Annotated in this window: 33 protein-coding genes; 25 read left to right on the plus strand and 8 right to left on the minus strand. The window is 47.6% G+C overall.

Annotated features, from left to right (window positions below; all coding sequences use genetic code 11):
- The first annotated feature begins 179 nt into the window (after window positions 1-179).
- From rplU to X794_RS05460, 4 genes are all read left to right on the plus strand, one after another.
- Entirely contained in the window at window positions 180-578 is a 399-nt protein-coding gene (rplU, locus tag X794_RS05445) for a 50S ribosomal protein L21 (RefSeq protein WP_011309683.1), read from the plus strand.
- Complete coding sequence (gene rpmA, locus X794_RS05450; RefSeq protein ID WP_011309684.1) at window positions 568-822, plus strand: 50S ribosomal protein L27; 255 nt, start codon at window positions 568-570, stop codon at window positions 820-822. Before rplU ends, rpmA begins: the two co-directional genes overlap by 11 nt.
- Before the next feature lie 6 nt (window positions 823-828).
- Window positions 829-1,035, plus strand: coding sequence for a 50S ribosomal protein L31 (rpmE, locus tag X794_RS05455; protein WP_011309685.1), 207 nt, complete (start codon window positions 829-831; stop codon window positions 1,033-1,035).
- Between the two features lie 79 nt (window positions 1,036-1,114).
- A complete protein-coding gene (locus X794_RS05460; RefSeq protein ID WP_011309686.1) occupies window positions 1,115-2,038 on the plus strand; it encodes a DUF1385 domain-containing protein in 924 nt (307 codons plus the stop codon).
- On the opposite strand, the gene hisI is transcribed toward X794_RS05460, so the two are convergent.
- Window positions 2,031-2,345 carry a phosphoribosyl-AMP cyclohydrolase gene (hisI, locus tag X794_RS05465; protein WP_011309687.1) on the minus strand — a complete coding sequence of 105 codons (315 nt, stop codon included), beginning with the start codon at window positions 2,343-2,345 and terminating at the stop codon, window positions 2,031-2,033. The genes X794_RS05460 and hisI overlap by 8 nt on opposite strands.
- A 130-nt stretch (window positions 2,346-2,475) precedes the next feature.
- On the opposite strand from hisI, the gene X794_RS05470 reads away from it, so the two are divergent.
- Complete coding sequence (locus tag X794_RS05470; protein ID WP_011309688.1) at window positions 2,476-2,934, plus strand: GNAT family N-acetyltransferase; 459 nt, start codon at window positions 2,476-2,478, stop codon at window positions 2,932-2,934.
- Window positions 2,935-2,940: 6 nt separating this feature from the next.
- Here X794_RS05470 and hisA read toward each other — a convergent pair whose 3' ends face one another.
- The 3 genes from hisA to X794_RS05485 form a co-directional block, all read right to left on the minus strand.
- Window positions 2,941-3,717: a 1-(5-phosphoribosyl)-5-[(5-phosphoribosylamino)methylideneamino]imidazole-4-carboxamide isomerase gene (gene hisA / locus X794_RS05475; RefSeq protein WP_012034103.1), complete on the minus strand. Its 777-nt coding sequence runs from the start codon at window positions 3,715-3,717 to the stop codon at window positions 2,941-2,943.
- The gene (locus X794_RS05480) at window positions 3,681-3,923 is read right to left on the minus strand and encodes a DUF2769 domain-containing protein (protein ID WP_034376300.1); all 243 of its coding nucleotides are present in this window, start codon (window positions 3,921-3,923) and stop codon (window positions 3,681-3,683) included. Before X794_RS05480 ends, hisA begins: the two co-directional genes overlap by 37 nt.
- A gap of 79 nt (window positions 3,924-4,002) precedes the next feature.
- Window positions 4,003-4,320 (minus strand): NfeD family protein, encoded by a 318-nt coding sequence (locus tag X794_RS05485; protein WP_227028523.1) that lies wholly within the window; start codon window positions 4,318-4,320, stop codon window positions 4,003-4,005.
- Between the two features lie 171 nt (window positions 4,321-4,491).
- On the opposite strand from X794_RS05485, the gene gatC reads away from it, so the two are divergent.
- From gatC to X794_RS05530, 9 genes are all read left to right on the plus strand, one after another.
- Complete coding sequence (gatC, locus tag X794_RS05490) at window positions 4,492-4,779, plus strand: Asp-tRNA(Asn)/Glu-tRNA(Gln) amidotransferase subunit GatC (protein ID WP_015407191.1); 288 nt, start codon at window positions 4,492-4,494, stop codon at window positions 4,777-4,779.
- Entirely contained in the window at window positions 4,779-6,239 is a 1,461-nt protein-coding gene (gene gatA, locus X794_RS05495; RefSeq protein WP_034376298.1) for an Asp-tRNA(Asn)/Glu-tRNA(Gln) amidotransferase subunit GatA, read from the plus strand. The genes gatC and gatA overlap by 1 nt, the downstream gene beginning before the upstream one ends.
- A gap of 16 nt (window positions 6,240-6,255) precedes the next feature.
- Window positions 6,256-6,720: a hypothetical protein gene (locus X794_RS05500; RefSeq protein WP_034376295.1), complete on the plus strand. Its 465-nt coding sequence runs from the start codon at window positions 6,256-6,258 to the stop codon at window positions 6,718-6,720.
- A gap of 123 nt (window positions 6,721-6,843) precedes the next feature.
- Window positions 6,844-7,218, plus strand: a complete 375-nt coding sequence (locus tag X794_RS05505) for a DUF2178 domain-containing protein (protein ID WP_034376293.1) — start codon at window positions 6,844-6,846, stop codon at window positions 7,216-7,218.
- 5 nt (window positions 7,219-7,223) lie between these two features.
- Window positions 7,224-7,433 carry a helix-turn-helix transcriptional regulator gene (locus X794_RS05510; protein ID WP_012034108.1) on the plus strand — a complete coding sequence of 70 codons (210 nt, stop codon included), beginning with the start codon at window positions 7,224-7,226 and terminating at the stop codon, window positions 7,431-7,433.
- The gene (locus X794_RS05515; RefSeq protein ID WP_034376291.1) at window positions 7,430-8,350 is read left to right on the plus strand and encodes an ABC transporter ATP-binding protein; all 921 of its coding nucleotides are present in this window, start codon (window positions 7,430-7,432) and stop codon (window positions 8,348-8,350) included. Before X794_RS05510 ends, X794_RS05515 begins: the two co-directional genes overlap by 4 nt.
- A complete protein-coding gene (locus tag X794_RS05520) occupies window positions 8,350-9,045 on the plus strand; it encodes an ABC transporter permease (protein WP_011309698.1) in 696 nt (231 codons plus the stop codon). The genes X794_RS05515 and X794_RS05520 overlap by 1 nt, the downstream gene beginning before the upstream one ends.
- 137 nt (window positions 9,046-9,182) lie before the next feature.
- The gene (locus X794_RS05525) at window positions 9,183-9,665 is read left to right on the plus strand and encodes an Lrp/AsnC family transcriptional regulator (protein ID WP_011309699.1); all 483 of its coding nucleotides are present in this window, start codon (window positions 9,183-9,185) and stop codon (window positions 9,663-9,665) included.
- A 22-nt stretch (window positions 9,666-9,687) separates the two neighbouring features.
- A complete protein-coding gene (locus X794_RS05530) occupies window positions 9,688-10,884 on the plus strand; it encodes an aminotransferase class I/II-fold pyridoxal phosphate-dependent enzyme (protein WP_011309700.1) in 1,197 nt (398 codons plus the stop codon).
- Between the two features lie 79 nt (window positions 10,885-10,963).
- Here the strand turns inward: X794_RS05530 and trpS are convergent, their stop codons facing one another.
- Both trpS and ispH read right to left on the minus strand, forming a co-directional pair.
- Entirely contained in the window at window positions 10,964-11,935 is a 972-nt protein-coding gene (gene trpS / locus X794_RS05535) for a tryptophan--tRNA ligase (RefSeq protein WP_011309701.1), read from the minus strand.
- Window positions 11,936-11,989: 54 nt separating this feature from the next.
- Window positions 11,990-12,844 (minus strand): 4-hydroxy-3-methylbut-2-enyl diphosphate reductase, encoded by an 855-nt coding sequence (gene ispH / locus X794_RS05540; protein ID WP_034376290.1) that lies wholly within the window; start codon window positions 12,842-12,844, stop codon window positions 11,990-11,992.
- 85 nt (window positions 12,845-12,929) lie between these two features.
- On the opposite strand from ispH, the gene X794_RS05545 reads away from it, so the two are divergent.
- Together X794_RS05545 and pfkB are read left to right on the plus strand one after the other, a co-directional pair.
- On the plus strand, window positions 12,930-13,940 hold the full coding sequence (locus X794_RS05545; RefSeq protein ID WP_034376289.1) for a tagatose 1,6-diphosphate aldolase: 1,011 nt from the start codon (window positions 12,930-12,932) through the stop codon (window positions 13,938-13,940).
- Window positions 13,937-14,869: a 1-phosphofructokinase gene (gene pfkB, locus X794_RS05550; RefSeq protein ID WP_034376288.1), complete on the plus strand. Its 933-nt coding sequence runs from the start codon at window positions 13,937-13,939 to the stop codon at window positions 14,867-14,869. The genes X794_RS05545 and pfkB overlap by 4 nt, the downstream gene beginning before the upstream one ends.
- Window positions 14,870-14,872: 3 nt before the next feature.
- Here the strand turns inward: pfkB and X794_RS05555 are convergent, their stop codons facing one another.
- Window positions 14,873-15,730: a DUF5667 domain-containing protein gene (locus X794_RS05555; RefSeq protein ID WP_041344569.1), complete on the minus strand. Its 858-nt coding sequence runs from the start codon at window positions 15,728-15,730 to the stop codon at window positions 14,873-14,875.
- 5 nt (window positions 15,731-15,735) lie between these two features.
- On the minus strand, window positions 15,736-16,275 hold the full coding sequence (locus X794_RS05560; protein ID WP_034376286.1) for an ECF subfamily RNA polymerase sigma factor, BldN family: 540 nt from the start codon (window positions 16,273-16,275) through the stop codon (window positions 15,736-15,738).
- Window positions 16,276-16,641: 366 nt separating this feature from the next.
- On the opposite strand from X794_RS05560, the gene X794_RS05565 reads away from it, so the two are divergent.
- From X794_RS05565 to X794_RS05605, 9 genes are all read left to right on the plus strand, one after another.
- On the plus strand, window positions 16,642-16,866 hold the full coding sequence (locus tag X794_RS05565) for a helix-turn-helix domain-containing protein (RefSeq protein WP_034376284.1): 225 nt from the start codon (window positions 16,642-16,644) through the stop codon (window positions 16,864-16,866).
- 15 nt (window positions 16,867-16,881) lie between these two features.
- Window positions 16,882-17,559, plus strand: coding sequence for a LuxR C-terminal-related transcriptional regulator (locus X794_RS05570; protein WP_011309709.1), 678 nt, complete (start codon window positions 16,882-16,884; stop codon window positions 17,557-17,559).
- 104 nt (window positions 17,560-17,663) lie between these two features.
- A complete protein-coding gene (locus X794_RS05575) occupies window positions 17,664-20,000 on the plus strand; it encodes a GspE/PulE family protein (protein ID WP_011309710.1) in 2,337 nt (778 codons plus the stop codon).
- Between the two features lie 9 nt (window positions 20,001-20,009).
- Window positions 20,010-21,215 carry a type II secretion system F family protein gene (locus tag X794_RS05580; protein ID WP_011309711.1) on the plus strand — a complete coding sequence of 402 codons (1,206 nt, stop codon included), beginning with the start codon at window positions 20,010-20,012 and terminating at the stop codon, window positions 21,213-21,215.
- 12 nt (window positions 21,216-21,227) lie between these two features.
- Window positions 21,228-21,683 (plus strand): type IV pilus modification PilV family protein, encoded by a 456-nt coding sequence (locus X794_RS05585; RefSeq protein ID WP_011309712.1) that lies wholly within the window; start codon window positions 21,228-21,230, stop codon window positions 21,681-21,683.
- On the plus strand, window positions 21,680-22,234 hold the full coding sequence (locus X794_RS05590) for a PulJ/GspJ family protein (RefSeq protein ID WP_011309713.1): 555 nt from the start codon (window positions 21,680-21,682) through the stop codon (window positions 22,232-22,234). The genes X794_RS05585 and X794_RS05590 overlap by 4 nt, the downstream gene beginning before the upstream one ends.
- A 30-nt stretch (window positions 22,235-22,264) precedes the next feature.
- Window positions 22,265-23,392, plus strand: a complete 1,128-nt coding sequence (locus X794_RS05595; protein ID WP_011309714.1) for a pilus assembly PilX family protein — start codon at window positions 22,265-22,267, stop codon at window positions 23,390-23,392.
- Between the two features lie 114 nt (window positions 23,393-23,506).
- Window positions 23,507-25,114, plus strand: coding sequence for a DUF7305 domain-containing protein (locus tag X794_RS05600; protein WP_011309715.1), 1,608 nt, complete (start codon window positions 23,507-23,509; stop codon window positions 25,112-25,114).
- 9 nt (window positions 25,115-25,123) lie between these two features.
- The gene (locus X794_RS05605; RefSeq protein WP_015407204.1) at window positions 25,124-25,699 is read left to right on the plus strand and encodes a hypothetical protein; all 576 of its coding nucleotides are present in this window, start codon (window positions 25,124-25,126) and stop codon (window positions 25,697-25,699) included.
- Window positions 25,700-25,701: the final 2 nt, after the last annotated feature.

Genomic DNA, 25,701 nt, shown 5'->3' on the forward strand with positions numbered 1-25,701 from the left:
AATGTATAGGCCTTCAAAGAATATTTTGCTTATTTGGCGGTTTTAGGCTAAATTATAGGGGCAGATTTCGCAGAGGTTCTTGACAAGCATATCTAAACATATTATTTTTAGAAGGTTTTGTTTAAAAGCCTAGCGGCTTTGCGTTTTAATATATTCTAATGTATAATATTGCTTTGCTTTTGGGAGGTGTCAACATTTACGCCATAATTGAATCCGGTGGAAAACAATACAAGGTAACGCCCGGTCAGCTGGTTGAAGTAGATTTACTTGATCTGGCTGAGGGTGACAGCATTGAACTGGACAAGGTTCTGATGCTTAATGACGGTGAGACCGTTACTATAGGTTCCCCCACTATTTCGGGTGCCAAGGTAACAGCCACTGTTGCCGGCCATATCAAGGGTGACAAGGTCTTTGCTTACCGCTTCAAGGCCAAAACCCGTAACCACAAGAAAATGGGCCATCGCCAGCTGTACACTGTACTAACGATAGGAGAAATTCTGACCGGCGGGGCTGCCGAAAAGCCTGCCCGCAAGCCCAGAGCCAAGAAAACAAACGAGGTAACTACAGATGGCGCATAAAAAAGGTGCGGGTTCTACAAAGAACGGACGTGATAGCAAGCCCAAAATGCTGGGTGTTAAACGTTTTGCCGGTGAAAAAGTGAACTCCGGGACTATTATTGTCCGCCAGAGGGGCACTCATATTCACCCCGGTGAAAATGTGGGGCTGGGACGTGACTATACCATCTTTGCCACTTGCGAAGGTGTGGTAAAGTTTGAGCCTACCACTAATGACAGGAGGAAAGTCAGCGTAGTTGCTGACTAATGCCGTATGAAGGAAAAAATACACCCTAAATATAATACCGCCACCAACGTAATTTGTGCCTGCGGCAACACTTTTACAGTGGGTTCTACCAAGGACAATATCAAGGTGGAACTTTGTGCCCAGTGCCACCCCTTCTACACCGGTGAGAAAAGAATGGTTGATACCGCCGGACGGGTGGAGAAATTCCGCCAGCGCTACGGCAGCAAAACCTAAGCAAGCACCAGTTAAAAAGGTAATAATAAAAGGAGCGGTATTAAAAGCCGCTCCTTTTTGTTTATGACGGAGTGGAATATTGGCAGATAAATTTTATTACGGCGGACAGGCAGTACTTGAAGGGGTCATGATGCGCGGCCAGAAAAATCTGGTCACGGCTGTACGCAACCCCGACGGCGAAATAACTACCGAAATCAGGCCGCTGCATTCGCTTTATACCAGCAAGTGGCGCAAAATGCCCATTATTCGGGGGGCAATTGTACTCATTGAAAGCATGGTTCTGGGTATTCAGAGCCTTATATATTCGGCAAACATAGCTCTTAAAGAAGAGGAAGAAGAACTTTCAGGCGGGCTTTTGTGGCTGATGCTGCTGGTATCACTGGGTTCCAGCGTAGCCCTTTTCTTTCTGGCCCCCCTGTTTATAACCAATCTGATGAGTTCCTTTCTGGAATCCGCCGTTTTGTTCAATCTGATTGAAGGTCTGGTAAGACTGATAATATTTGTCATTTATATAAAGCTGGTTACCCTGACGCCGGATATTAAACGGGTTTTCGGCTACCACGGGGCGGAACATGCAACCATTAATGCCTTTGAAGCCGGCGTGCCGCTTGAGATAGAACGGGCAGCCGAAATACAATCTTACCCTACCGCTCACCTGCGGTGCGGTACCAGCTTTCTGCTGGCGGTGATGGTGATAGCCATACTGGTATTCAGCCTGATAGGCAAGCCATCTTTTGCTGTTATGTTCGCTTCACGGATAATTCTGGTACCGGTGATTGCAGCTTTGAGTTATGAATTCACCCGTTTCAGTGCCGGACACTGCCATAACCCGATAGTCCACTTTTTAATTAAACCCGGTCTGGCTTTGCAGTCACTCACCACCCGCCCGCCGGATATAAAACAAATCGAGGTTGCCATCACTGCCCTGAAAAAGACAGTAGAGATGGACAACCCCGATTATATTCCCCAAAAAGCCTGCCCCGAATGCGAAGCGGCTACTTAAGCTCTACAGTTTTGAAAAAGCAGCTGCGGTTGCCGGTGTGGCAGGTGGGTCCCATAGGTTCAGCCTTTACCAGCACGGCGTCATTGTCACAGTCAAGGTACATTTCTTTGACAATGAGCTTGTTGCCGGAGGTGGCGCCTTTGTTCCAGAGTTCCTGGCGGCTGCGGCTGTAAAACCAGACACTGCCGGTTTCCTGAGTGAGTTTAAAGGATTCGGTATTCATATAACCCAGCATCAGTACTGTGCCGTCCTTCACGTCCTGTACTATGGCGGCTATAAGACCCTTGTCGTCCAGTTTAAGTTCCATTAGAATGCATTATCTCCCATTTTTATTTTTGCGTATAAAATGTTATTTTATCAGGAATTGAATTAAAGTGCATCTTGTAAGTGCTATAAAACTTTGGGATAGGCTGCCATTAAAACACAGGGGGTACATTTTGGAGAAGTCGCTTTGCATCCGCAGGGTAACCAGTGAAGATATGAATACGCTTGCAGATTTTAACACAGCTATGGCGCTGGAAACTGAAAACAGGCTACTGGATAAGGATATTACCCTGAAAGGGGCAGCCGCACTTTTAGAAAACCCCGCCTATGGCTTTTACCTGATGGCTGAATATAACGGAGAAGTTGCCGGTTCGCTGATGGTTACCTACGAATGGAGTGACTGGCGGAATAAACTCTACTGGTGGGTTCAGAGTGTATATATAAAGCCCGAATTCCGCCGCAAAGGCATCTTTCGGGCTATGTATGAAAGTCTGACAGAGCAAGCCAAAGAGGCAGGTAATGTCTGCGGACTGCGTTTATATGTGGAAAAAGAAAATAAACGCGCCCAGACCACCTATGCCGAATTGGGCATGACCCCAAGCCATTACCTGATGTACGAAACGGATTTATAGCCTGAGCTAGGACAGATCTTCAAATGCCCGCTTAAGATTCAGGTCACCGGTGTATATGGCCTTGCCCACAATAGCGCCTTCTGCACCTATATCTTTGAGAAGACGTAAGTGGCTCAGGCTGGAAACACCACCGGAGGCTATAACCGGTACATTGATAGCTGAAATAAGGTCACGTATAGCCGCAAAATTAGGTTCGCTTAGGGTGCCGTCACGGCTAATATCGGTATAAATAAAACGCCTGATACCCAGTTTTTTCATACTTCGGGCTAGTTCCAAAGCATCTATTTCTGTATTGGTGACCCAACCCCGGGTTGCCACTTTGCCGTTCCTTGCGTCTATACTTACGGCTACCGAATCAGCATATCTGGCACATATTTCTTTAACCAGTTCAGGGTTTTCCACTGCCGCCGTACCCAGTATTACCCGGTCAACCCCGGCTACAAGCAGTTTCTTTACCGTCTCCATACTGCGGATACCGCCGCCCACTTCCACCGGTATAAGAGCGGAGTTGGCTATTTCTTTTATAAGCTCAAAGTTTACGCTTTGTCCATCAGCAGCACCATCTAAATCCACCACGTGCAGGCGGGGAGCACCCAGCGACTGCCAGCGCATGGCTGTACCCACCGGATCAGACGAATACACTGTCTCCTGAGCATAATCACCTTGAAAAAGGCGAACACACCTTCCGCCTAAAATATCTATTGCCGGAATTATCTCTATTTTGACACCTCTCTTGAAAATGCCGCTTAAATACGGGATAACGGTGCCGCCCCGCTGGCACAATAATATGTTTCCGCAAAACGGTTCAGCTTCCATACCCGGCACTTGGGGCAAAGGCAGCTTATCTTTTTAACCATATACGGGCTTTTAGCCCGCTCACAGTAGACCATCTTGTCTTTATGTCCCGGGTAACTGGGACATTTTTTACACCGGCAGAGATTACTGTTAAACCCCAGTATCAGTTTTTTAACCGGATTATTATTATCCATGCCAAGCCCCCTTTTCCTGAGACCTGCCTGAACCTGCCGCCATTATAACATCTTGGCGGATTTTAGCGAAAGAACGCATCTATTTGGGTTTCACCCAAAGACGCATTTTATCCCGCCCGACTACCACCACTTCCCCTCCGCGGGGTATAGACACGCCAGAAGTGACCGCCTCCCAAAGCTCTCCATCCAGCCGTATCATACCCTTCGGGTTTACGCTTTCCACCACTACGGCACTGCTGCCGATAATAGTCTCCGACCCGGTACGGGGTTTCTGGTCCAGAGTAACCGTACCCACATGATAAAAATATACTGATGAAACCAGCAGCACAGCTTCGGCAAGGAGTATAACCCAAAGCGGCAGTTGGAAATCTATCTGCGGCAGCAACCACAAACCCAAGAAGGCAATGCCAACTCCTTCTAACAGCGTAGTAAATACAGTCCAGACCAAGCGGATATTCATACCCTATTATATCAACAACACCTTCCCCTTAATACAGCTAAAGGGGACCTTTGTTGCCCGCATTTGGCGGCAGTGTTATAATCTGGGGACTTGTAAACGGGGGATATTATGAAGCTAAATCGTGAAGACGTACTCCACATTGCCCGCTTGGCCAGACTGGGGCTTGAGGAAGACGAAATAAACCGCCTGAGCAAAGAGCTTTCAGCTTTGCTGGAGCATTTTGAGGTGTTACAGCAGGTGGATACCACCGGTGTGGAACCCACCTCTCAGTCCACCCCGGTTAAAAGCGTACTTAAAGAAGATATTATAAAATCTTCATACGCCCGAGAAGACATACTTTCAAATGCCCCCAGACGTGAGGGTGATTACGTACGGATACGGGCGGTGATGGAATAATGACGGATTTAGTTAAACTGACTATTGCCCAGTCCCACAAGTTGCTCAAAGACCGCAAGATATCATCAGCCGAACTTACCAAAGCCCACCTTGAGCGGATTGAGAAACTTGAACCTGAAATAAAGGCCTTTATGACTGTTTGCCCGGAAACCGCCCTGTCACAGGCTGAAGCGGCAGACAAAGCTATCAAACAGGGGGATATCCGCCCTCTTACGGGTATACCCATGGCCCTGAAAGACGTACTATGCACCAAGGGCATCCGGACTACCTGTTCATCTAAAATGCTGGAAAACTTTGTACCCCCTTATAACGCCCACGTGGTGGATAAACTGGCGAAAGAAGGGGCGGTTTTGCTGGGTAAAACCAACATGGATGAGTTTGCCATGGGTTCTTCCACTGAAAACTCGGCCTACTTTACCACCCGCAACCCATGGAATACCGATAAAGTCCCTGGCGGTTCTTCGGGCGGTTCGGCAGCCTGTGTGGCCGCTTCAGAAGCTGTATTTTCATTGGGTTCGGATACCGGCGGTTCTATCCGCCAGCCGGCCAGCTTCTGCAGTGTTACCGGGTATAAACCCAGCTATGGCATGGTAAGCCGCTACGGGCTGGTAGCCTTTGCCAGCTCACTTGACCAGATAGGGCCTTTTACCAAAGATGCAATGGATTGCGCTTTGGTAATGAATGCCATTGCCGGCTTTGACGACCGTGACTCCACCTCTGTCCCGCAAACTGTTCCTGATTTCAGCAGCGGCCTTGACGGGAATATAAAGGGGTTTAAGCTAGGTGTGCCCAAAGAATATTTCAGCCAGAATATGCGGCCGGATATCACCGAAAAGATAAATGACGCCCTGGGCGTACTTTCGGGTCTGGGTGCAAGCATAGACCGCGAGGTATCTCTGCCCCACACTCCATACGCACTGGCAGTTTATTACATACTGGCGCCCTCTGAAGCATCCGCCAATCTGTCACGCTATGACGGGGTAAAATACGGCTACTCTTACAATCAAACCGAAAACATGTGGGAAGCGATGGAAAAAACCCGTGCCAAAGGTTTCGGGCCTGAGGTGAAACGCCGCATTATGATAGGTACTTATGCTCTTTCTGCCGGCTATTATGACGCATGGTATGTCAAAGCCCAGAAGGTACGCACTTTGATAAGCCAGGAATTTAACAACGCCTTTGAAAAGTATGACGCCCTGATAACCCCAACCACCCCCAACCTACCCTTCAGTATCGGTGAAAAACTGAATGACCCTTTTGAGATGTATATGTGTGACACCTGCACCATTCCCATAAATATTGCCGGCTTGCCCGCGGTAAGCATACCGGCTGGTTTCGTAGACGGTTTACCGGTTGGTTTACAAATTATAGGCAAGCCCTTTGCTGACCAGACTATCATGCGTATAGCTCATGCTTTCCAGTGCGCTACCACCTGGCACAAGGAAACGCCCCGGTTATAGAGAGGTTGGAAAATCCATGATTAAGCAACCAAGCGAGTGGTACCAAACCAGCAGTGATACTATTGCAAAACTGGAAGCAAGCCTTAGCCCAAAGGAAATTAAGAAGTACCGTCTGAAATGGCTTAAAACCGTCCTTTACCAGATGGATAGCTTCGGACAAAACTGCAAGGATTGCAGCATGTTCCGCCATGCCCTGACTGCCTGCCTGAAAACCCTGAGTAACAAACCCGTTACCCAGAATGATGAGGAATCTTATTTCAACACCTTGAACGGTGCGGTACTTCACCTGCAAAATAAACACAAGTTAACACCCCCGGGTGAAAACATAGGCATCTGGCTGGCTTTGGGCTTGGTCATAGGTGCGGGGTTGGGATTTGTGCTGAGTGATATGGCTGCCGGTATTGCCATAGGGATAATCACCGGGCTGGTCATAGGGGGTATTCTGGATATTGCCGCCCGCAAACAGGGACGCGGTATTTAGAACCAGACTTCTCAAGATGAATAATAAAGCGGCTGGTAAACAGCCGCTTTATGTTTATATACCAAATTCCATAATGTATAGCTACCTTGACATTTTGAATATGTAGTTTTACAATACCAATCTATGAGTATTAAAAATTTCCGCTATCTGGTCATTCTGCTGTCGGTAATAATGGGTATTGGCATAGGGTGGGCAACAGCCAGCGGCGCATATCTCTTCGGGCTTCTGATAGTGCCTATCTTTATTGGGCTGAGTGTATTTCTAAAAAGCCAAGTACGGGGCGTATTGGCAGATGAACGCCAGTATCGCATTCAAGAAAAGGCCGCCAGCTTCACTATCCGTATTTTCGGCCCGGTAGTAGGTATAGCACCCCTGATATACCTGATGATAAATGAAGATGCGGCATCTTCCCCCGAGTACTGGCTACTCGTGGGCATGGCATTATTTTTTATTTTGCTGTATGACCTGGCAAATCTTTACTACCGCAGTAAAATGTAGACAACATGCAAAATAAACTTAAGGTTTTAAGAGCTATAAACAGCCTCACTCAGGAAGAACTGGCAGACAAACTGGGCATTACCCGCCAGACAGTTATTTCTATAGAACGGGGTAAGTATTCCCCTTCTCTGGAGCTGGCTTTCAAAATAGCCTCCCTTTTTAAAACACCTATAGAAGAAATATTTGTATATAACACTGAACAGGAAGGGCAATGATAGAAGTAAACAACCTTAGCAAAGTCTTTAAGGGCAAAACGGTGCTGGATAATATCACATTCAGTGTCGCCCCGGGGGAAATATTCGGTTTTCTGGGCCCCAACGGTGCAGGGAAAACCACTACCATGAGAATCATTCTGGGGCTGTTAAACCCCTCTAGCGGTAAGGCAACTCTGAATGGCAAAAATCTGGCTAAAGATGATACCGCCCGAAGCAATGTAGGTGTCCTGCTGGAGGTAGACGGCATCTATGACCGCCTGAGTGCCTACGAAAACCTGCGGTATTTCGCGGATATTTACCAGATACCCAACCGCGAAGCCCGCATAAATGAACTACTGGAATTTTTTAACCTGAGCGAACGCCGAAATGACCCAGCCGGCAAATTTTCCAAGGGCATGAAGCGTAAACTGGCTCTGGCCAAGGCTATTATGCACAAACCGGAGGTGCTATTTCTGGATGAACCGGCTTCCGGCCTTGACCCTGAAGCCCAGAAAAGCTTCCGTGACCTTATCCTGTCCCTTTCCCGCGAGGGCAATATGACTATTTTCCTGAATTCGCACGATCTGGACGAAGTTCAGCGTATCTGCAATAAAGTAGCCATTATAAAGGGCGGTAAACTACTGGCTTGGGATAGCCTGACCAATCTGGACAGGAAAAACCGCCAACCCGGTATGGAACTTTCATTCAGTAACACTGCTGATATTGAGCAGGCTGAAAAACTGCTTGTTTCCGCCAAACTGGCGGTTGATATTCACCGCACACAGGAAGGACTGACCCTGACCCCGGCTGAAGGCGTAGATACCCCAAAGATAATCACCTATCTGTCCGGTCACAATATCCAGCTGGAAGAGGTACGTAAGCTAAAGCGATCTCTGGAAGAAATATATCTGGAGACTATGAAACAGGAGACCAAGTAATGAAAAATATACTGACCGTAGCTAAAAAAGAATTGCGGGATAACTTTAGCAACAAGGGCATGCTTATTCAGGCTCTCATCATGCCGCTGCTGTTCGGTTTCCTTTATTCCAACAACCTATCCAGCCAAACAGGTCTGGGTTTATCCTTAAACGGAGTAGTCTTTTACCTGTCCATTATGATAAGCGCCTTTATGTCTTATATGTTTCTCAGCCAGGCATTCGTGATGGAAAAATACACCCGCACTATTGAAAGCCTGATGTGCACCCCTCTCAGCCTGCGGGATATTCTGCTGGGAAAAGTACTGGGAGTAAGTGCTTCCACCTACCCGTTTGTCCTGCTGGCTGTTTTAATACCCATTGTCCGTACCGGCCTTGAAAACGGGGAGTTTATACTGCCCTCGCTGGCGATATTTATTCAGGTACTGTTTGTAACCCCGCTGGTTATTTTGGGTTTTGTAAACCTGATGGGTTTTTTAAACCTGTACGTGGGGCTTAAAGAATACCGGATTTTAAACCTGATTGTGTTTGTACCAATGTTCGGGCTGATGGGCGCAGGTATTGGTCTTGCCAGCAATATTGATGCTCAGTGGACTCTGGTAGGCATAGTAGCCGGAGTAGCTTTGCTGCTTTTGGGTATTTCCACTTACCTGACCCGCTTTCTCAGCCGTGAAAGAATAGTAACCACCCTGCCCTAAAATAATATTACCGTCACCTAATGCCCCTCTGCCTATAAAAGCAAAGGGGCATTTTTTTGACAGGAATAATCAACAGGAGTATTTTTTACATTTAAATATATCTGTTATAATAACCCTACCATAAACAGGAGAAAATAATGCTTAGTGACATTTTGAAAATCCTGGAAAATGACTCCCGAATCACACCTGACAGACTGGCCTGCATGACCGGCCTGCCCGAAGGGGAAATCAGCCGTGAAATAAAGCAGGCTGAAGCTGATAAAACTATCCTCAAATACAAAACCGTTATCAATTGGGAAAAACTGGGTGCCGAACAGGTTTTTGCCCTGATAGAGGTCAAGGTCAGCCCCCAGAGAGATGTGGGATTTGACGCTATTGCAGAGAGGATTTACCGCTATCCGGAGGTTCGCTCATGCTACCTGCTTTCAGGCACTTATGACCTGCTGGTAATGGTAGGCGGCAAGACCATGCAGTTGGTGGCCAACTTCGTAGCCCAAAAACTGGCTCCTATCGAAGGCGTACAGGGAGCGGTTACCCATTTTCTGCTGAAGCGCTACAAAGAAGATGGCGAAATAATTGACGGCAATGATGATATTAAACGTGAACCGGTAGTCCTTTAATAAAGATTCAGAGGTTTATGCTATGACATCACAGGTGGGAACGGACAAAGGTTTTATCTCTGACAGAGCCAAAGAGCTCAAGCCCTCCGGCATACGCAAATTCTTTGACCTGGCCGCCAAGATGGGTAGCGGAGCGATATCTCTGGGTGTGGGCGAACCTGACTTTACTACCCCCTGGCATATCCGCGAATCTGCCATTTATGCTCTGGAAAAGGGATATACCATGTATACCTCTAACGCCGGGCTTTTGGAACTCCGTCAGGAAATATCCAAATACCTTTACCAGACCTATGGGCTGGAGTACAACCCTGAAACCGAGGTATTAATAACAGTGGGCTCAAGCGAGGCTCTGGACCTGGTTATGCGGGCTACCCTGAACCCCGGTGATGAAGTACTGATGACAGACCCAGCTTATGTAGCCTATCCTTCCTGCGTCTTTATGTCATACGGCAACCCGGTACAGATACCCACCTTTGAAGCTAATAATTTTGAGATAAGTGCGGCCGATATAGCCCCCAGAATTACCCCCAAGACCCGCTCTATTCTGCTGGGTTACCCTTCAAATCCCACTGGGGCGGTTATGCCCAAGAATAAACTGGCGGAGATTGCCAAGCTGGCCTGTGACAAAAACCTGCTGGTGGTATCTGACGAGATATATGACAAGATTATCTACTCCGGTTTTGAACATACCTGTTTTGCCACTCTGCCGGGTATGCGGGAACGCAGTGTTATTATAAACGGTTTTTCCAAGACCTATGCCATGACCGGCTGGCGGATTGGTTATGCAGTAGGCCCGGCCGCTATTATTCAGGCCATGACCAAGATTCACCAGCACACCATGCTCTGCGCCCCTATTGCCGCCCAGAAAGCCGCCCTAGAGGCCTTGAGGAACGGTCAGGATGATGTCCGTCTGATGGTAGAGGAATATGACCGCAGACGCCGTTTTATAGTAAAAAATTTCAACGATATGGGTTTGTCCTGTTTTGAGCCCAAAGGGGCTTTTTACACCTTCCCTTCAGTGCGAAAAACCGGACTGAGTTCGAACGAATTTGCTGAAAAACTGCTTATGGAAGAAAAAGTGGCAGCTGTACCCGGTACTGCCTTTGGTGAGAGCGGCGAAGGTTACCTCCGCTGTTGTTACGCTACCTCCCTGAAGGATATTGAAGAGGCCATGAAACGTTTCCGCCACTTTTTAAAACACAACTGCCCGCAGATGTAGGCACTTCTTTCATTAGGCAAAACTAAAGCCCCGCTTTTCGGCGGGGCTTGTTTTATAAACTGATACCAAACGGTTTGGATTAGCGGAGATTCATTTTCTCACGGACCTCGTCCAGCGTCTGGCGGGCGATGACTCCGGCTCTTTCCGCCCCGTCTGCCATTATGCGGTAAATCTCGTCCGGGTTTTTAGCCAGTTCGCTTCTTTTTGCCCGAATGGGACGCAGGTAAGCGTTGATAGCTTCGGCTAGAGCCCGTTTGCACTGGACACAGCCTATGCGGGCATTTTGGCAATCATCGGTAATCTGGGCAACCGCTTGCGGGCTGAAATAATTGTGCAATTTGTAAACATTGCAAATATTCGGGTGACCGGGGTCAGTCTTGTACTGGCGGGCAGGGTCAGTAACTGCACTCATTACTTTTTTGGCAGTTTCTTCCTCTGACAGAGCCAGTTCAATATGGTTGTTGAGGGACTTACTCATTTTATCCTTGCCGTCCAGACCAACCACAGTGGGGAAATTGGTCAGCCTTGCCTGAGGCTCGGGAAAGGTATCCCCGAACTTTTCATTGAAACGGCGGACTATTTCACGGGTAAGCTCCAAATGGGGCAGCTGGTCTACCCCCACCGGCACCACATCCGCCTTGTAAAGGGATATATCTGCCGCCTGAAGCACCGGATAACCCACCAGACCGTAGTTCACATTGTCAGGGTGCATTTTTACCTTTTCCTTAAAGGTGGGCACCCGAAGCAGCCAGCTTAAAGGGGTAATCATGCCGAACAGGGTGAAGAGTTCGTTTATTTCCGGTACCTGAGACTGGACAAAGAGAATGCACTTTTTAGGATCCAGCCCCGAAGCCAGCAAATCCAGCATCATCTCATATATATTTTCTTTCAAAGTGGCAGTTTCTTCCAGAGTGGTCAGGGCGTGAAGGTCTACCACGCAGTAAATACATTCGTAATCATCCTGCAAAGCTACATAGTTCTTAACCGCTCCAAGGTAGTTACCCAGATGGAGACGGCCTGTGGGACGGACACCGGAAAAAACCCGTTTCATTTGTTCCTCCTAAATAACAGGTGGATTGTAACATAAGCCAAAGCTAATTTAAAGCTAAGCTCCGGCTGAAAGCCTATCCAGATACGAACAAACTTCGGATATGGTGGTTTCATCAGTGGAAGCCCCGGAAGTAATGCCGATGCGGCTTACCCCCTTTAACCAGTCAGTTTGCAGTTCTGAAGCAGTCTCTATCAAATGGGTGTTGGATACGGTTTTGCATAAATCCAGCAGGTGGCGGGTATTGGCACTGTTGTGCCCGCCGATAACCAGCATCAGATCTACCCGTCCCGCCAGTTCCAGAGCGGCCGACTGCCGGTCACGGATATCGTGGCAGAGGGTATCGGCTATACGAATTTCGGCATCTTTGACCAGAGCCTGATCTATAACATTTTTAACAAAAGAAGTGAAACCGGTGGGTATCTGGGTAGTCTGAGAAAGTACGCCTATATAACGGGATAAATCCGGGATATCATCTAATCCCTGCGGGTTAAGGGTAGCCAGTCCGTTTCCACCCGCCCAACCCAGTATGCCCTTGACCTCCGGGTGGTTTACATCACCGTAAATTACAGTAAAAAACCCTGCATCATGAAAGCGTTTGGCGGCTACCTGAGCCCGTTTGACGAAAGGACAGGTGGTATCCACTATTTCCAGCCCTTTGGATTTTAGCTCAGCCAGAACCGCAGGTCCTACCCCGTGGGAGGAAATAGCTACAGTACAGCCGCTGATGTCATCTATATTTTTTACAACCCGTACACCCATACCGGAAAGGCGGTTTAAAACCTGCTGGTTATGCACCAAAGCACCCAGAGTCTCCACCCCGCCCCGTTCGGAAGCCGTTTTTTCCAGTATGTTTATAGCGCGGCGTACGCCAAAACAAAACCCGATATTAGATGCACATTCCACTTTCATAGCTAAAAGCCATTATATCCCGTATATCCTGCCAAAACAAATACTTCTTGATTTAGCGGCTTTCTTGCTACATAATGGCTCTAAGATGAGTATAAGCGCCGGCAAACTGCTTAATCTGACTGCTCTGGCCAGCCCCAGAGGCGTATTTGAGATTGCGGCTATGGACCACCGCGGCTCAATTAAAAAGCACCTCTGCCCCAAAAACACAGATGAAGAATGCTACCGCAATCTGGCTGATTTCAAACTCAGCCTTTGCCGTGCCTTTTCCGGTCAGGCCAGTGCAATATTGCTTGACCCACTTTACGGACTGCCTGAGTGCCTGTCTCAAAATGCCCTTTTGCCCGGGTGTGGTTTGCTAGTCAGCCTGGAATCAAGCGGTTATGCGGGGGAAGCCGAATACCGCACTACCGAGCTTCTGGAAAACTGGGGGGTGACCAAGATAAAACTGCTGGGAGCTAACGCCGTTAAGCTCCTGCTGTACTACCGCCCGGATTTAAAAGATTTAGCCAAGAAACAACAGCTTCTGGTATCCAGAGTAGCTGATGAATGCCGCAAACTGGATATCCCCTTTGTGCTGGAACCTGTCACCTACCCCATAGGGCAGGAACTGAAAAATGCCGAACTCTTCGCTAAAAATAAACCGGATCTGGTACTCTCAACCGTAGCGGATTTGGCCGGTCTGGGTATAGATATACTGAAAGTGGAGTTCCCCGTTGATCTCCGCTTCAGCCTGACCGAAGACATGGCATTTCAATCTACCCGGAAATTGGATTCTCTCTGTCCCGTACCCTGGGCTATACTCTCAGCCGGGGCAGATTTCAGCCTGTATGTGAGAGAATTGGAAATAGCCTGCCAGTGCGGAGCTTCCGGTTTTCTGGCCGGGAGGGCAGTCTGGCAGGAGGCTCTGGAGATAACCAATCCGGTAAACCGTCAGGATTTCATAAACCGTATAGCTGTTGAAAGATTTAAACGGCTGTGCCAGATAGCCGAAAACGGGGGGCAGCCATGGTATGAGAAGCTGGGGTTGAAAACAGGTAATTTTATAAATCCCAGCCAGCACTGGTATGCCGAATACCACCCGGGTGAAGACCTGTGATTGCCACGGTTACTTTAAACCCCTGCCTGGACAAGCATATAGATGTGCATGGTTTGGTACTATATGAAACCAACCGCTGGCATCGCATGTCCAAATATGCCGGCGGCAAAGGGATAGATGTTTCACGTGCCGTCTACGAAATGGGGTTTGATACAATTGCCTGCGGTTTGCTGGGGGGAGAGGAAGGGCGGGAAATTGAAACCCTGTTGACAGAGCAAGGGCTAAAATATCACTTTACCCCCATAAGCCAGCCTACCCGCAGTTGTTTTATAATTTACGATACCAAAACCCGCCGCCAGACTAATCTGAACGCCCCCGGTCCGCGAATAGCTCCGCCTGAACTAAAAATGTTTTATGCAGACCTGCTGAGGGAAAGTGCTGCTTCCAGCCTGATTGTTATGTCGGGAAGCGTGCCGCCGGGAGTGCCGTCAAGTGTCTATTTCACCCTTATCAGCCACGCCCGCAAACTGGGCAAACAAACCATACTGGATACCGCCGGTAAATACCTGCGGGAAGGGCTGAAGGCTAAACCCTGTCTGGTCAAGCCCAACATCCGCGAAGCAGAGGAACTGTTGGGCAGAAAACTGGAGACTGAGGCTGAAATAATACTGGCTGCCAAAGAAATAGTCCGGATGGGGGCAGGAATAGCGGTAATCTCCATGGGTAAAAAGGGGCTGATAGCCTGTGACGGAAAGCAAGTAATAAAGGCAAGTTCGGCTTATGTGCGGGTAAAAAGTACGGTGGGAGCAGGGGATTCAACCGTGGCCGGTTTTGCTATATCACTCCGCCGCGGAGACAGCCTGGAAGAAGCCTGCCGTTTGGGGGTAGCTATGGGCACAGCTGCCGTAATGACTCCCGGTACTGAACTCTGCCACCGTGAAGACGTTCAGTATTGGCTGCCCCGGATAAAAATCCGCCGTCTGGCTTAGCCTTCAGGGAATATACATGGCGTTTAATATCCGCTGGTAAGCCGCAATTGCATTGGCAACCACCCAGGCCATATCCTCGCGTACATCATCGGAAGCTCTTTCCAGAGCCAGATTAAGGGCATTCTGATTAGCAATGGCTAAAAGGATAATGCCATTTTGGGTAGTATTGGCACTGCCGCCTGAATTTTCAGTTAACCCGAGGTTTTTATTGGGAGGTGCAGTGACTGGTGCAGTCAAGGCAGTATCATCTCTGTCTTGAGGGTTAGCCGCTGACATCACACTGTTTTCAAGCCCCACTAAACTTGCCATAACAGATAGAGCGGAATTGAGCTTGTCATTGGTTTGCCTTAACAGATTAACCTGATCCGTATCCGCCAGATAGATTATCTCGGCAACCCGTCTGTCGGCAATCTGGTTCATAGCGTTTATTTTACCCTCTTCGCCAAAGGAGAAATTCAGCCAGAGTTCTTCGGTTGCCAGTTTCACCCCGTATAGCGGGCTGTCAGGCATACTGCCGGAAGCAGCTACCGCAACCCCTCCGCCTGAAACAAAAAGGAACATAAGGGCGCTGGCAAGCCCGGTTGCCCAGTTAAGCCGCCACCCGAAAAAGCCTTTTCTATGTTTGCTTTCTTTCAGAGCAGACATAAATTCATAGCGGGCTCTGGCCTTGAATACTGGCGAAGGAGTACATCTGCCGGCAACCCGTTCAATCCCGATAGCGGTTTTGAGCAAAGGAGCTAACTCTACCGCCTGATCAGGATACAGGCGAAGACAGCTTTCCAAATCCTGCCCGTTTATAAGAATACGGTCCAGACATTCGTTCAGGATGTTATTAAATTCAGGGCTATTTTTTACATTCATTTCATTCACGCTCCAGAGAGCATTCGGCGGAGTGAGGATACCGCACTGTGCTGCAGCGCCTTGACCGCACCCGGAGTTCTGTTCATTATTTTGGCCACCTCGGCGATAGGCAAATCCGAAGAAAACCGCAGGGAAATTACCTCCTGCTGGGCGGGGGTAAGTTTGGCAGATACCTTCACAAACTTCTCATAGTCTATATTTACTTCGGTAGTTTCCACCGGGTCATCGGCACAAGCCAGCGGGGCAACTATCTCTATATCCACCGTGGGCTGGCGGCTTTTCTTCCTCAGGTAGTCTACAATCTGGTTATGGGCAATACGGTATAGCCAGGCAGAGAATGGTGTATTATCTTGCCATTTAAAGGAAGACATAGACCGGAGAGCGTTCATAAAGACCTGTTGGGTCAAATCCTCGGCCTCCATTTTGTTGCCAATCTTCAAAGCAATATAGCGATAAATTTTATCGAAATATTCCTCATATAGTCTGGCAAATGCCTGCTCATCTTTTTGTCGAGCAAGCTCAACCAGGTGTCTTTCTGTTTGCACCAGTAAGATCCCCTTCTTGGCCGGCCTCTATTTGAGGACTCCCGGCCGGTCAAACCCGGTTATTTACCCGTGCACAAATTATAACGAAGCAGTTTTTAAAAAGATAGCAATCCGAAACAGTTAAAATCTTAAGCATCTTGCAAATATTTTTTTCCTGCAAACTTTCTCTGTCTTCAAACAAGGGGTTGAAATCCTTGTCTGTTTCCGTCATTATAGGAAATATACACCTTTTGGCTTCCCTAAGTTATCTTAACTTATATTACTATTTTCCTATACAGGTTAGTACATTCGGGGGATTGGATAGTAGAGTTTATATAATGTATAGTTCTGAATAGTTAGGTTAAGATACTTTAAGAAAGGACTGCCATGGCAAATCATGAAGATAATATAGTCTCCCCCATGCTGACCACCAGCGAAGTAGCCCATATGCTGAATGTGCATATAAATACTGTACGCCGCTGGAGCAATCAGATGGTACTTAAATCCTATCGGATTGGAGCCAGAGGTGACCGCCGTTTCCGTAAGGAAGACGTGGAACAATTTTTGGAACGGGCAGGCAAGACCAAACTCTTGAAAGAAACTCTAGGCTAAAAGAAGGGGCAAGCGATGGAAGACAACAGTAAAATCAGGGTAATGGTCATAGATGAGCAACCATTTTTCAGAGCGGGTGTTGCCCAGGCCTTGTCCGACAATAATTTTGAGATATTGGCAACAGACACTCACAAAGACCCCCTGGAACAGGTTGAAACCAAGATGCCTGATGTAGTTTTGCTGGGTTCAGACCTGACCGCTTACAGCGGGTTGGATTTGGGGCGGCGTATTGTGCGTACCTTCCCCAATACCAAGGTTATTATCCTTTCCCCAAACCCCAATGATACCGAACTGTTTGAATGCATAAGAACAGCGGCTGTAGCCTGTCTGAAAAAGAGCAGTACTGCTGAAGAGCTTATTGAAACTATCCGCCGGGCAAACCGGGGTGAGTATCCTATCAATGAAAGCCTTATGGGTAGCCCTAGCCTGGCTAAACAGGTATTGGCCCAGTTTCAAGATGTCTCCATGCTGGGTAAAGATGCCTCTAGTTTTGTTGCCCCCTTGACCAATCGTGAAAAACAGATATTGACCTTGATTGCCAACGGCAATACCAACAAGCAAATTGCCAACAATCTGGAAATAAGCGAGCAAACCATAAAAAACCATGTCAGCGCCATTTTACGCAAATTAAATGCCAATGACAGGGCACATGCGGTTGTTGTAGCTATACGCTGTGGCCTGATAAATATATAATATGGCTTATTTTTGACAAATAGTTGCACCTTTATATGTATTATGCGTAAGATGTTATAATTAAGTGAATAAAAGCCAATAAACTAGCTGAAATGTGGTTGGGAATGTTACAAAACAAAGTGAAAGATACAGAACTTCGCAAACTGGTAAGCAAACGAGTGGCTGATTATTTGTCCAGCCACAATTACCAGGTGGAAAGTGATGTTAAAATAACCGGGCAATCCGGTATAGAGCATATCTTTGACATCGTAGCCCGCCGAAATGATGGATTTACCGCCAGAACTATGGCTGTTTGTATAATTCTGGGTTCAAACCAGGAGGAAGAAAGCAGCTCTATTTTCAACTTTGCCAACAAAGCCTTTGATACTGGCATAAATGAACGTATCCTGATTGCCATACCCAAACTGACCCCGGAAACCCGCAATCTGGCTGAAAAACAGCGGATAAAAGTCTTTGACGAGGACCGTTTGGAAGATCTGTTGATTACCAGCACCAAGCGCCCCAACCGTCTGGAAGGCATGAACAACATCTCCTCTCGCGAAGACCTTATTAAGGCTCTGACCAATCTGGGCTACACCATAAGGGAGAATGCCCGTATCAAAGGGCGGTCAGGCATTTCCCATGTTTTTGATGTGGTGGCCAGTGATATTAACACCGAAAACTACACTTTAGGTATAGATATTTTAAAGAAGCAACCTGCTCTGGAACTTCAGGATGTGGCTCTCTTTGATGCCAAAGCCTTTGACTGCGGCATATCTGACAAAGTTATCGCTACCACAGCCAAAATAACACCTGATGCCCAGCAATTTGCTGATGCCCAAAAAGTTAAACTTATAAAACTTAACCCTATCCCTATCTCCACTGAAGAGAGTGCCGCTATAACTACTGCCGAAGAGGTTGTAAAAACTTCGGCTAAAACCGAATCCAAAAATGGCAAACCTGCTATAACCGACCTGCGTCAGTCACCACGCCCCGAAGCACTTAAACTTATCCCTGAGGTGCTTGCCCGGCGTTATACCGCTATACCTCTAAATATAGTGGGCAATACCCTTGAAATGGCTATGGCTGATCCGTCTGACATTCTGGCGTTGGAAGCTTTCTCCGCCCACTCCAAACGTCGTATCAAGCCAATACCGGCAGACGCCCGCGAGATACGCGAATCTATAGACTTTAACTACAAAGGCTACGGGGATATTGAAAAATATCTCTCCCGCATGTCTATTCCCAGTGAAATTACAGATGACCGTCTGGCTATTGATGCGGCTATTGACGCACCTCTAGCCCAGGCCCTGAATCTTATTATTGAAGAAGCGGTGAAAGCCCGCTCATCAGACGTACACATTGAACCCAACGAAGACCGCCTGCGGGTGCGTTTCCGCATAGACGGCACTCTACAGGATATGATGTCCCTGCCTATCACCGCCCACCGGGCTATCATTTCCAGAATTAAAATTTTGGGTGACATGAACATAGCAGACCATTTCCACGCTCTGGACGGTCAGTTTAGCGTAAATGCCGGCGGACGGGAGATAGATATCCGGGCGGCAACTGCCCCCACCGTCAATGGAGAAATGTCTGTTTTGCGGTTGCTGGATAAGAGCCGGGCTACTATTGAACTTTCCCAGCTGGGCTTTTTACCCGAAAGCCTGGAAAAATACAACAAGATGCTCAAAGTACCCTATGGCATGATACTTATCAGCGGCCCTACCGGCGCTGGGAAAACCACTACCCTTTATGCATCTATAAATTCGCTGGACATCATGCGCCAGAATATTATTACCATAGAAGACCCGGCAGAATACCGTTTTAAAGATATAAATCAGATACAAGTAAATGTGCAGGCCGGCATTACCTTTGCCAGCGGTCTGCGTTCTATACTGCGCCTTGACCCTGATGTGATACTGGTAGGCGAAATACGTGATTCGGAAACGGCCAATATAGCCGTTCAGGCAGCCCTTACCGGCCACCTTATGCTTTCATCCATCCACGCCAATAATACTACCGGCGTTCTTTACCGCTTGATAGACCTTGGGGTAGAACCATTCCTTATTGCTTCAGCCGTGGTGGGGGTAGTAGCCCAGCGCATGGTCAGGCGGGTTTGCCCGTACTGCCAGCACACTATTGAGGTACCGGTTATTGAGCAGGTAGCCTATGAACGTGAAATTGGGGAAAAACGAACCAAATTTGTATATGGTAGCGGCTGTAAATCATGTGCCTTTACCGGCTATTTGGGACGGGTGGGCCTGTTTGAAATAATGTCTATAAGTGACGAGCTCAGACGGCTTATGCTGAGCGGAGCTTCGCCCTCAGAAATACACAATCAAGCTATCAAAGACGGCATGATTACCATGATGAAAGATGGTATGCTAAAGGTTAAAGATAATGTTACAACACCCTCCGAAGTACTCCGTAGTGCCTATTCACCGGAGGAGCAGTATTGAGGTGAATAAATGGATTTTAATTACGTAGCTTATGGGCAGGATAAAAGGCTTGTAAAGGGGAAAATCCCGGCTACTTCTATGGAAGCAGCCCAGAGACTGCTGAGTCACAGCGGTTACCAGATTTTAAGCATCAAACCCCTTACACCTTTTTTCAATACAGCCGGTTCGTTTAACTTCTCAAAGGTAAAACCCAGAGAAGTTATTCTGTTTTCCCGCCAGCTGGCTTTACTGCTGGAATCCGGCACGGATATTGTGACTTCTCTGGAACTTCTGCAGGAACAGACTACCAATAAACTTTTCCGTGAGATTATCGGCGAGATTGTAAATGATATCCGGGGAGGCAGTTCGCTCTCTCTAGCCATGAGCAAACACCCCAAGGCTTTCCCCCCTCTGTACCACAGGGTAATCGCTGCCGGCGAACAAGGAGGCAGCCTTGAAGTAGTGCTTCGGAATCTGGCTAGCTTTGTACAGCGAAACGTAGAAACTGAAAAGAAGGTTAAAAGCGCACTGACTTATCCCGGTGTAGTTGCCGTGGTAGGTATTCTGGTGCTGCTGCTTATGGTCACATTCGTATTGCCAGCTTTTACCAGTCTATACTCCCAGATGGGTACTGAACTGCCCACCCCAACCAGAATACTTATAGGCCTGAGTGACTTCTTTGAGTCATGGGGTCTATATGTGATTGGGATTTTCATAATAGCGGTAACCGCACTGGTGATTTATATGCGCACACCCATGGGGCGATACCATAGAGACCGCATAGCTCTGAAACTGCCTGTGATCGGGCGGATTCTGCTCCTTTCAGAACTTTCACGCGCCTGCCAGACCATGTCGTTGCTGTTTAAAGCCGGCCTCCCTTTGCCCGAGATTATGAACCAAACCACCGCCGCAGCTAACAACAAACTTATCAGCAATGCACTGGCAGATGTACAGCATGACCTGATAAGGGGTGAGGGACTTTCCCGCCCCATGACTAAAAATCCCCTCTTTTTACCCATGATGGTTCAGATGGTAAGCGTGGGTGAGGAAACCGGTAAACTGGACGACACCTTGGCTACCGTATCCGCCACTTATGATACTGAGACCGATGACCGCATAAGTGCGGCTATTGGCATGATACAGCCTGTTATGACGATAGCTATCGGTCTGGTAGTAGGCTTTATTGCCGTTGCCCTGGTATCTTCCATGTACTCTTTGTACGGGCAAATAGGCTAAGGATAAAATAAAATGAGAAGAAAGCTGCTCAGGCGTCAGAAGGGATTTTCCCTGATTGAAGTGTTGATTGCCCTGGCTCTAATAGGCCTGATAGGCGTGGCTTTTCTGACTGCCCTTAATACGGCCGTAAAAGCGGTATCTATAGCTAACGTACGCACTACTTCTGAAAGTTACGCCAAGAGTACCATGGAGCAGCTGAAAAGCTTTTCATACCTTAAAGCTACAGATGGCTCAGTAGCGGATTATGTATTCCTAAGCCCGTCTGATACCACTTTCACTATCTGCACTTATAACCGTGATGGAAACCTGATACAAAACAAGATTTACGGTATACCCTGGGATGTAGTTACCAATACCCAGAGTATTACTGATAAAGGTATCCAGAAGATAACCATAGTAATACAGCACAATGAGGGTGGGGTAAACAAGATTATCTTTACCCTGATAGATTATGTGACAAAGAGATGAGAAGGTTCATTTTAAAATACAGCGGTAAGCAGGCTGGATTTACGCTGGTGGAAATGCTGGTTGCTCTGGCCATTACCGGACTTATCATGGCAGGGTTAACTACCAGTGTCTTCCAGTTGTTTACCGTCACTCAGCGAAGCAATGACCACATGACCATTATCCGCCATCTGGACATTGTAAACAGCTGGCTTTCCAATGATATTCAGATGGCTAATATCCAACCTGAGTGGGATCCGAATACACATTCCCTGACTATAAACCAAACAAGAGCGCTTGCAGACCCTACAGACCCGGAGTCCAATGTAACTGATTACATCGTCACTTATACTTATAATCCCATTACAGGCACGCTCACCAGAACCGAATTGCGGCTGTTTGACAATTCTACCCAAACAAGCCTCATAGCCGAGTATGTTAGTGGTATACTATTTGAAGATGAGCTGGCACCAAATGAAATAAGCGGTGCCGTAGATATCAAAATAACCATAACCTTACATACCCAGACTGAAGACAGGCTTTTGCACATTAAACCAAGGATAAGCAGCACATAACTGGAATTGCTTGGTTGGGGAGGTGCGGAGATGAGAAACTTAATAACTATAAGCAAGAGGCTTAGAAGCCAGCAGGGTCAAGCGCTGGTTATCGCCCTTATATTTCTGGCCATAGGAGCCCTAACCCTGCCCCCGCTGATGATGCTGATGGGTTCAGCCCTGGTACAGGGTACTACCTTTGAAAACCGGACTGCCAGCCTTTATGCCGCAGATGCCGGCGTTGAGCAAGCTATCTGGTATCTGGATCCGGCAAACAGCCCCTTGATATCCGGTGGTTTGCCCATGCATACAGGAGAAAGCCGAACTCTGCCCGGCATGTCCATAGACGGGCGGACTGTGAGCGTAACTTTAGCCTACCTTGCAGAGGATACCTACCAGATTATGTCCACCTCTGTCAGTTCCACTGAAACCATCAGCATAACTACAGTGGTAGGTGAAACCTTTAACAACTATACCGACATAATGACTCATGTCATTACCTCACAAGGGGACTACACTATTCAAGGCGGCCAAGCCAGCGTAACCCCTGATACAGGCGATAACGCCCCCATAGCCAATTATGATGGTCCATGGCCGGGTGCAAATGAGTTATCTGCTTTTTATTATGTAAATACTACCCCATATGCTTCAGCCACCCTAAATGTGACAAACTATCCAACCGGCGTTCCCGAAATACTAAGACTGGGGACACTTGATATTGTGGCTACAGCGAATGCCGTCTATACGCTTGAAGGTGATATATACATCACGGGTGATACCCTTATCGGCATGACTGGTTCAAACTTCACTCTGGACTTAAACGGCCACTCTATATATGTGAAAAGCAATACAGCCGGAAACCAATATGCCCTTCGTATTGGAGGGAAATGCACCCTGATTGGATCAGGAAGCATCATTGCCGAAGGTAACATAGAGTTTAAACCCAATCTGGCCACCAACCTGAGTGATTATGTATTTGTCCTTTCGGTAAACGGTAAAACCTATATGCAACCTAATGGTAATTTTTACGGTACTCTGGCAGGCTCAACCGAAGTGTATCTCCAGAACGGCTCAGTTACCTATTCCAGCCCGTTTGATGAGTACGGAAACTACAAAATAGATTTTCCCGGCAGCGGTCTCAGCCACTTCTGGGGGATAATAACCTGGAGCATTAGCTAATATATGCCCAAAAGTACTATCTGTTGGGTTGAATATGACACCGCAGACCTGTTAGTATAGTGGGATATAGTCCATATTTAGCAAATTTGCGTGGGCAGCACCGGAGAATATAACATGATTGGTATAAAAAAGCTTATCAAGGGGGAAAAAGGGGCTTCACTGGCCATAGCCCTTATCTTTCTGGCAATAGGTGCTATTATGATTCCTCCCTTGCTGATGCTGATAGGTTCCGGACTTAAACAGGGGACCACCTTTGAAGACCGAACTGGCGCTATATACTCTTCGGATGCCGGAGTGGAATGGGTTATAAATATCCTTAAAACCGGCGGCGAAGGAGTAACTGACGCTTACGGGAATATCGGCCTGCCAAACGAGCAAGATTCCATTCGTATCTATAACCTGTCTGACCTGAATGGCAGTACAGTAGAGGTAACCCTGACCTACCATGACGTAGGCAGTTATTATAACGTAATCTCAACAGCCAGCCTGAACGGCAAATCCATCACCACTCAGGCCACCTTAAAATATCAGCTAGGTGGAGGCAGTGTATTTGATAATGCCATTACCTCTCTTGACGGTGATGTAAAACTTACCGGCTCTTCCAGTGTAATTTCAGACCCCCGAAACCCTCCCGGGGCTATGGTATATTCCGGCGGGGAACTCATTTTGACTGGTTCATCCTTTATCGAAGGCAATGTTTATGCTGATGACGGTATTGACCTCGGCTGGTCAACCCCCATAACCGGTGACGCCGTTACTCCGGCAGACATAAACCGACCCGGCAATATAAGCGGCACCGTAACAACCGGTGCTGCTCCCCAGTTGCCCAATGTGCTAACTGATGCCGAGATAGCCGCCATTGTGACAGATATCCAAAACGAAACTGCCTTTGCGGCCTTCAGCCCCGGGGCAATTACCCGAAGCAGTGACTGGAATATCAAGTATTATCCTGTACCCGCCTCAATTTATTATACTGCTGAACGTATCCAGCGGGATTTGAATATCAATACCGATACCCCTTTGACCTTTAAGTCCAGCGTATATATAGGACGAAACTTCAACCATAACAATTCCTCTACCGTAACCTTTGAAGGTCCGGTAGTCATACTGGGTGATCTCAAAGTAAACGGCAGTGGTCATATCATCTTTAAAAACTCTGTCTGGGTAGGCGGAAATGTTGATCTGGGCGGCAGTGTAAACGTAGAGTTTGAAGGGAAAGTATATGTAGGCGGTGACTGTAAATGGGCATCGGGAGGCACAGTTCCGCTTGGTGATACCCTGTATGTTGCCGGTGATCTCAAAACAACCGGTAGCCGTGAAGTTGACCTTAGCGGCAGCATATTTGTTGGCGGAGACCTGGATCTGGCCGGCAGTTCGCAAATAATTGGAGCTGAAACGGTGGTGGTACTGGGTGACATAGATCTGACAGGCAGTACCAAACTTACTGATGTAAATGAAATACCTTTTATTCTGTCTCCCACCGGTGATTTTGACATGAGCGGCTCGTCATGGGTTTCGGCCGTTGTATATGCGCCTCAGGCTGACGTCAGCCTGAACGGCGGTGTAAATCTGTATGGCGCGGTTGTAAGTAATAGCTTGACCATTACCGGCAGCTCTCAGATACAGTATCCTACTTCCCTTTCAACCCGAACTGATTTGCCCGGTGGTGGTGATTCCAATGCCACTCTGGATATACTCACATGGACTGTATTAGGCGGCTAAGGAGTATTTATGAAAATAAGTAAAACGTCGTGGGCACTGCTGGCATTCGGTTTAATTATCATTGCCGGAGCCAGTCTGTTTATCCTCTTCGAAAATGAGGATAGCCGCAAAACAGACCTGGAGAACCGCATTGCTCTGGCAGAATTGTCTATACCCAAAGTAGCTGGAGATATTGCCACCTCTACCGAACAGGCAAACCAGCTGGCCGCCCAGCTAGAGGAAGCCCTAGGTAAACTTGCTCAGGCAAAAGGCCAGTTCCCGGAAATGATTCAATCTATAGAATATGCCAGCGTACTGGTACAACTAGCGGCTGAATCCGGACTGGATGTACTTAGTTTCTCATCATCTGAAGCTACCAAACTGACACTGAATAAACTTGACTTCAAGATAACCGAATTCAAGATTGTAGTCAGGGGGGATATCCACCCTATCCTCAGTTTTATATCAGCTATAGACAAGGGTGAAGATTTTCTGACCGGCAGTATGGATGTTATAGACCTGACCTTTGATACCACCACCGCCGATGATGCACTACCCAAACCTGCAATAACCATTACTCTTTTACTGATAAGTTACGAGGGTTAAAT

The organism is Dehalococcoides mccartyi CG5 (genome assembly GCF_000830885.1).
In the GTDB taxonomy this organism is placed as follows: domain Bacteria; phylum Chloroflexota; class Dehalococcoidia; order Dehalococcoidales; family Dehalococcoidaceae; genus Dehalococcoides; species Dehalococcoides mccartyi_B.

What these genes read in the sequence shown, in the direction of transcription:
- X794_RS05500 (WP_034376295.1), top strand. Translation starts at nt 6,256, where the DNA reads ATGATTAAGCAACCAAGCGAGTGGTACCAAACCAGCAGTGATACTATT.
- X794_RS05605 (WP_015407204.1), top strand. Translation starts at nt 25,124, where the DNA reads ATGAAAATAAGTAAAACGTCGTGGGCACTGCTGGCATTCGGTTTAATT.
- X794_RS05570 (WP_011309709.1), top strand. Translation starts at nt 16,882, where the DNA reads ATGGAAGACAACAGTAAAATCAGGGTAATGGTCATAGATGAGCAACCA.
- rpmA (WP_011309684.1), top strand. Translation starts at nt 568, where the DNA reads ATGGCGCATAAAAAAGGTGCGGGTTCTACAAAGAACGGACGTGATAGC.
- X794_RS05525 (WP_011309699.1), top strand. Translation starts at nt 9,183, where the DNA reads ATGCTTAGTGACATTTTGAAAATCCTGGAAAATGACTCCCGAATCACA.
- rpmE (WP_011309685.1), top strand. Translation starts at nt 829, where the DNA reads ATGAAGGAAAAAATACACCCTAAATATAATACCGCCACCAACGTAATT.
- hisI (WP_011309687.1), bottom strand. Translation starts at nt 2,345, where the DNA reads ATGGAACTTAAACTGGACGACAAGGGTCTTATAGCCGCCATAGTACAG.
- X794_RS05480 (WP_034376300.1), bottom strand. Translation starts at nt 3,923, where the DNA reads ATGGATAATAATAATCCGGTTAAAAAACTGATACTGGGGTTTAACAGT.
- ispH (WP_034376290.1), bottom strand. Translation starts at nt 12,844, where the DNA reads ATGAAAGTGGAATGTGCATCTAATATCGGGTTTTGTTTTGGCGTACGC.
- X794_RS05600 (WP_011309715.1), top strand. Translation starts at nt 23,507, where the DNA reads ATGATTGGTATAAAAAAGCTTATCAAGGGGGAAAAAGGGGCTTCACTG.
- gatA (WP_034376298.1), top strand. Translation starts at nt 4,779, where the DNA reads ATGACGGATTTAGTTAAACTGACTATTGCCCAGTCCCACAAGTTGCTC.
- X794_RS05545 (WP_034376289.1), top strand. Translation starts at nt 12,930, where the DNA reads ATGAGTATAAGCGCCGGCAAACTGCTTAATCTGACTGCTCTGGCCAGC.
- X794_RS05555 (WP_041344569.1), bottom strand. Translation starts at nt 15,730, where the DNA reads ATGAATGTAAAAAATAGCCCTGAATTTAATAACATCCTGAACGAATGT.
- X794_RS05585 (WP_011309712.1), top strand. Translation starts at nt 21,228, where the DNA reads ATGAGAAGAAAGCTGCTCAGGCGTCAGAAGGGATTTTCCCTGATTGAA.
- X794_RS05505 (WP_034376293.1), top strand. Translation starts at nt 6,844, where the DNA reads ATGAGTATTAAAAATTTCCGCTATCTGGTCATTCTGCTGTCGGTAATA.
- X794_RS05565 (WP_034376284.1), top strand. Translation starts at nt 16,642, where the DNA reads ATGGCAAATCATGAAGATAATATAGTCTCCCCCATGCTGACCACCAGC.
- X794_RS05580 (WP_011309711.1), top strand. Translation starts at nt 20,010, where the DNA reads ATGGATTTTAATTACGTAGCTTATGGGCAGGATAAAAGGCTTGTAAAG.
- X794_RS05575 (WP_011309710.1), top strand. Translation starts at nt 17,664, where the DNA reads ATGTTACAAAACAAAGTGAAAGATACAGAACTTCGCAAACTGGTAAGC.
- trpS (WP_011309701.1), bottom strand. Translation starts at nt 11,935, where the DNA reads ATGAAACGGGTTTTTTCCGGTGTCCGTCCCACAGGCCGTCTCCATCTG.
- X794_RS05595 (WP_011309714.1), top strand. Translation starts at nt 22,265, where the DNA reads ATGAGAAACTTAATAACTATAAGCAAGAGGCTTAGAAGCCAGCAGGGT.
- X794_RS05520 (WP_011309698.1), top strand. Translation starts at nt 8,350, where the DNA reads ATGAAAAATATACTGACCGTAGCTAAAAAAGAATTGCGGGATAACTTT.
- X794_RS05515 (WP_034376291.1), top strand. Translation starts at nt 7,430, where the DNA reads ATGATAGAAGTAAACAACCTTAGCAAAGTCTTTAAGGGCAAAACGGTG.
- X794_RS05590 (WP_011309713.1), top strand. Translation starts at nt 21,680, where the DNA reads ATGAGAAGGTTCATTTTAAAATACAGCGGTAAGCAGGCTGGATTTACG.
- gatC (WP_015407191.1), top strand. Translation starts at nt 4,492, where the DNA reads ATGAAGCTAAATCGTGAAGACGTACTCCACATTGCCCGCTTGGCCAGA.
- X794_RS05510 (WP_012034108.1), top strand. Translation starts at nt 7,224, where the DNA reads ATGCAAAATAAACTTAAGGTTTTAAGAGCTATAAACAGCCTCACTCAG.
- X794_RS05530 (WP_011309700.1), top strand. Translation starts at nt 9,688, where the DNA reads ATGACATCACAGGTGGGAACGGACAAAGGTTTTATCTCTGACAGAGCC.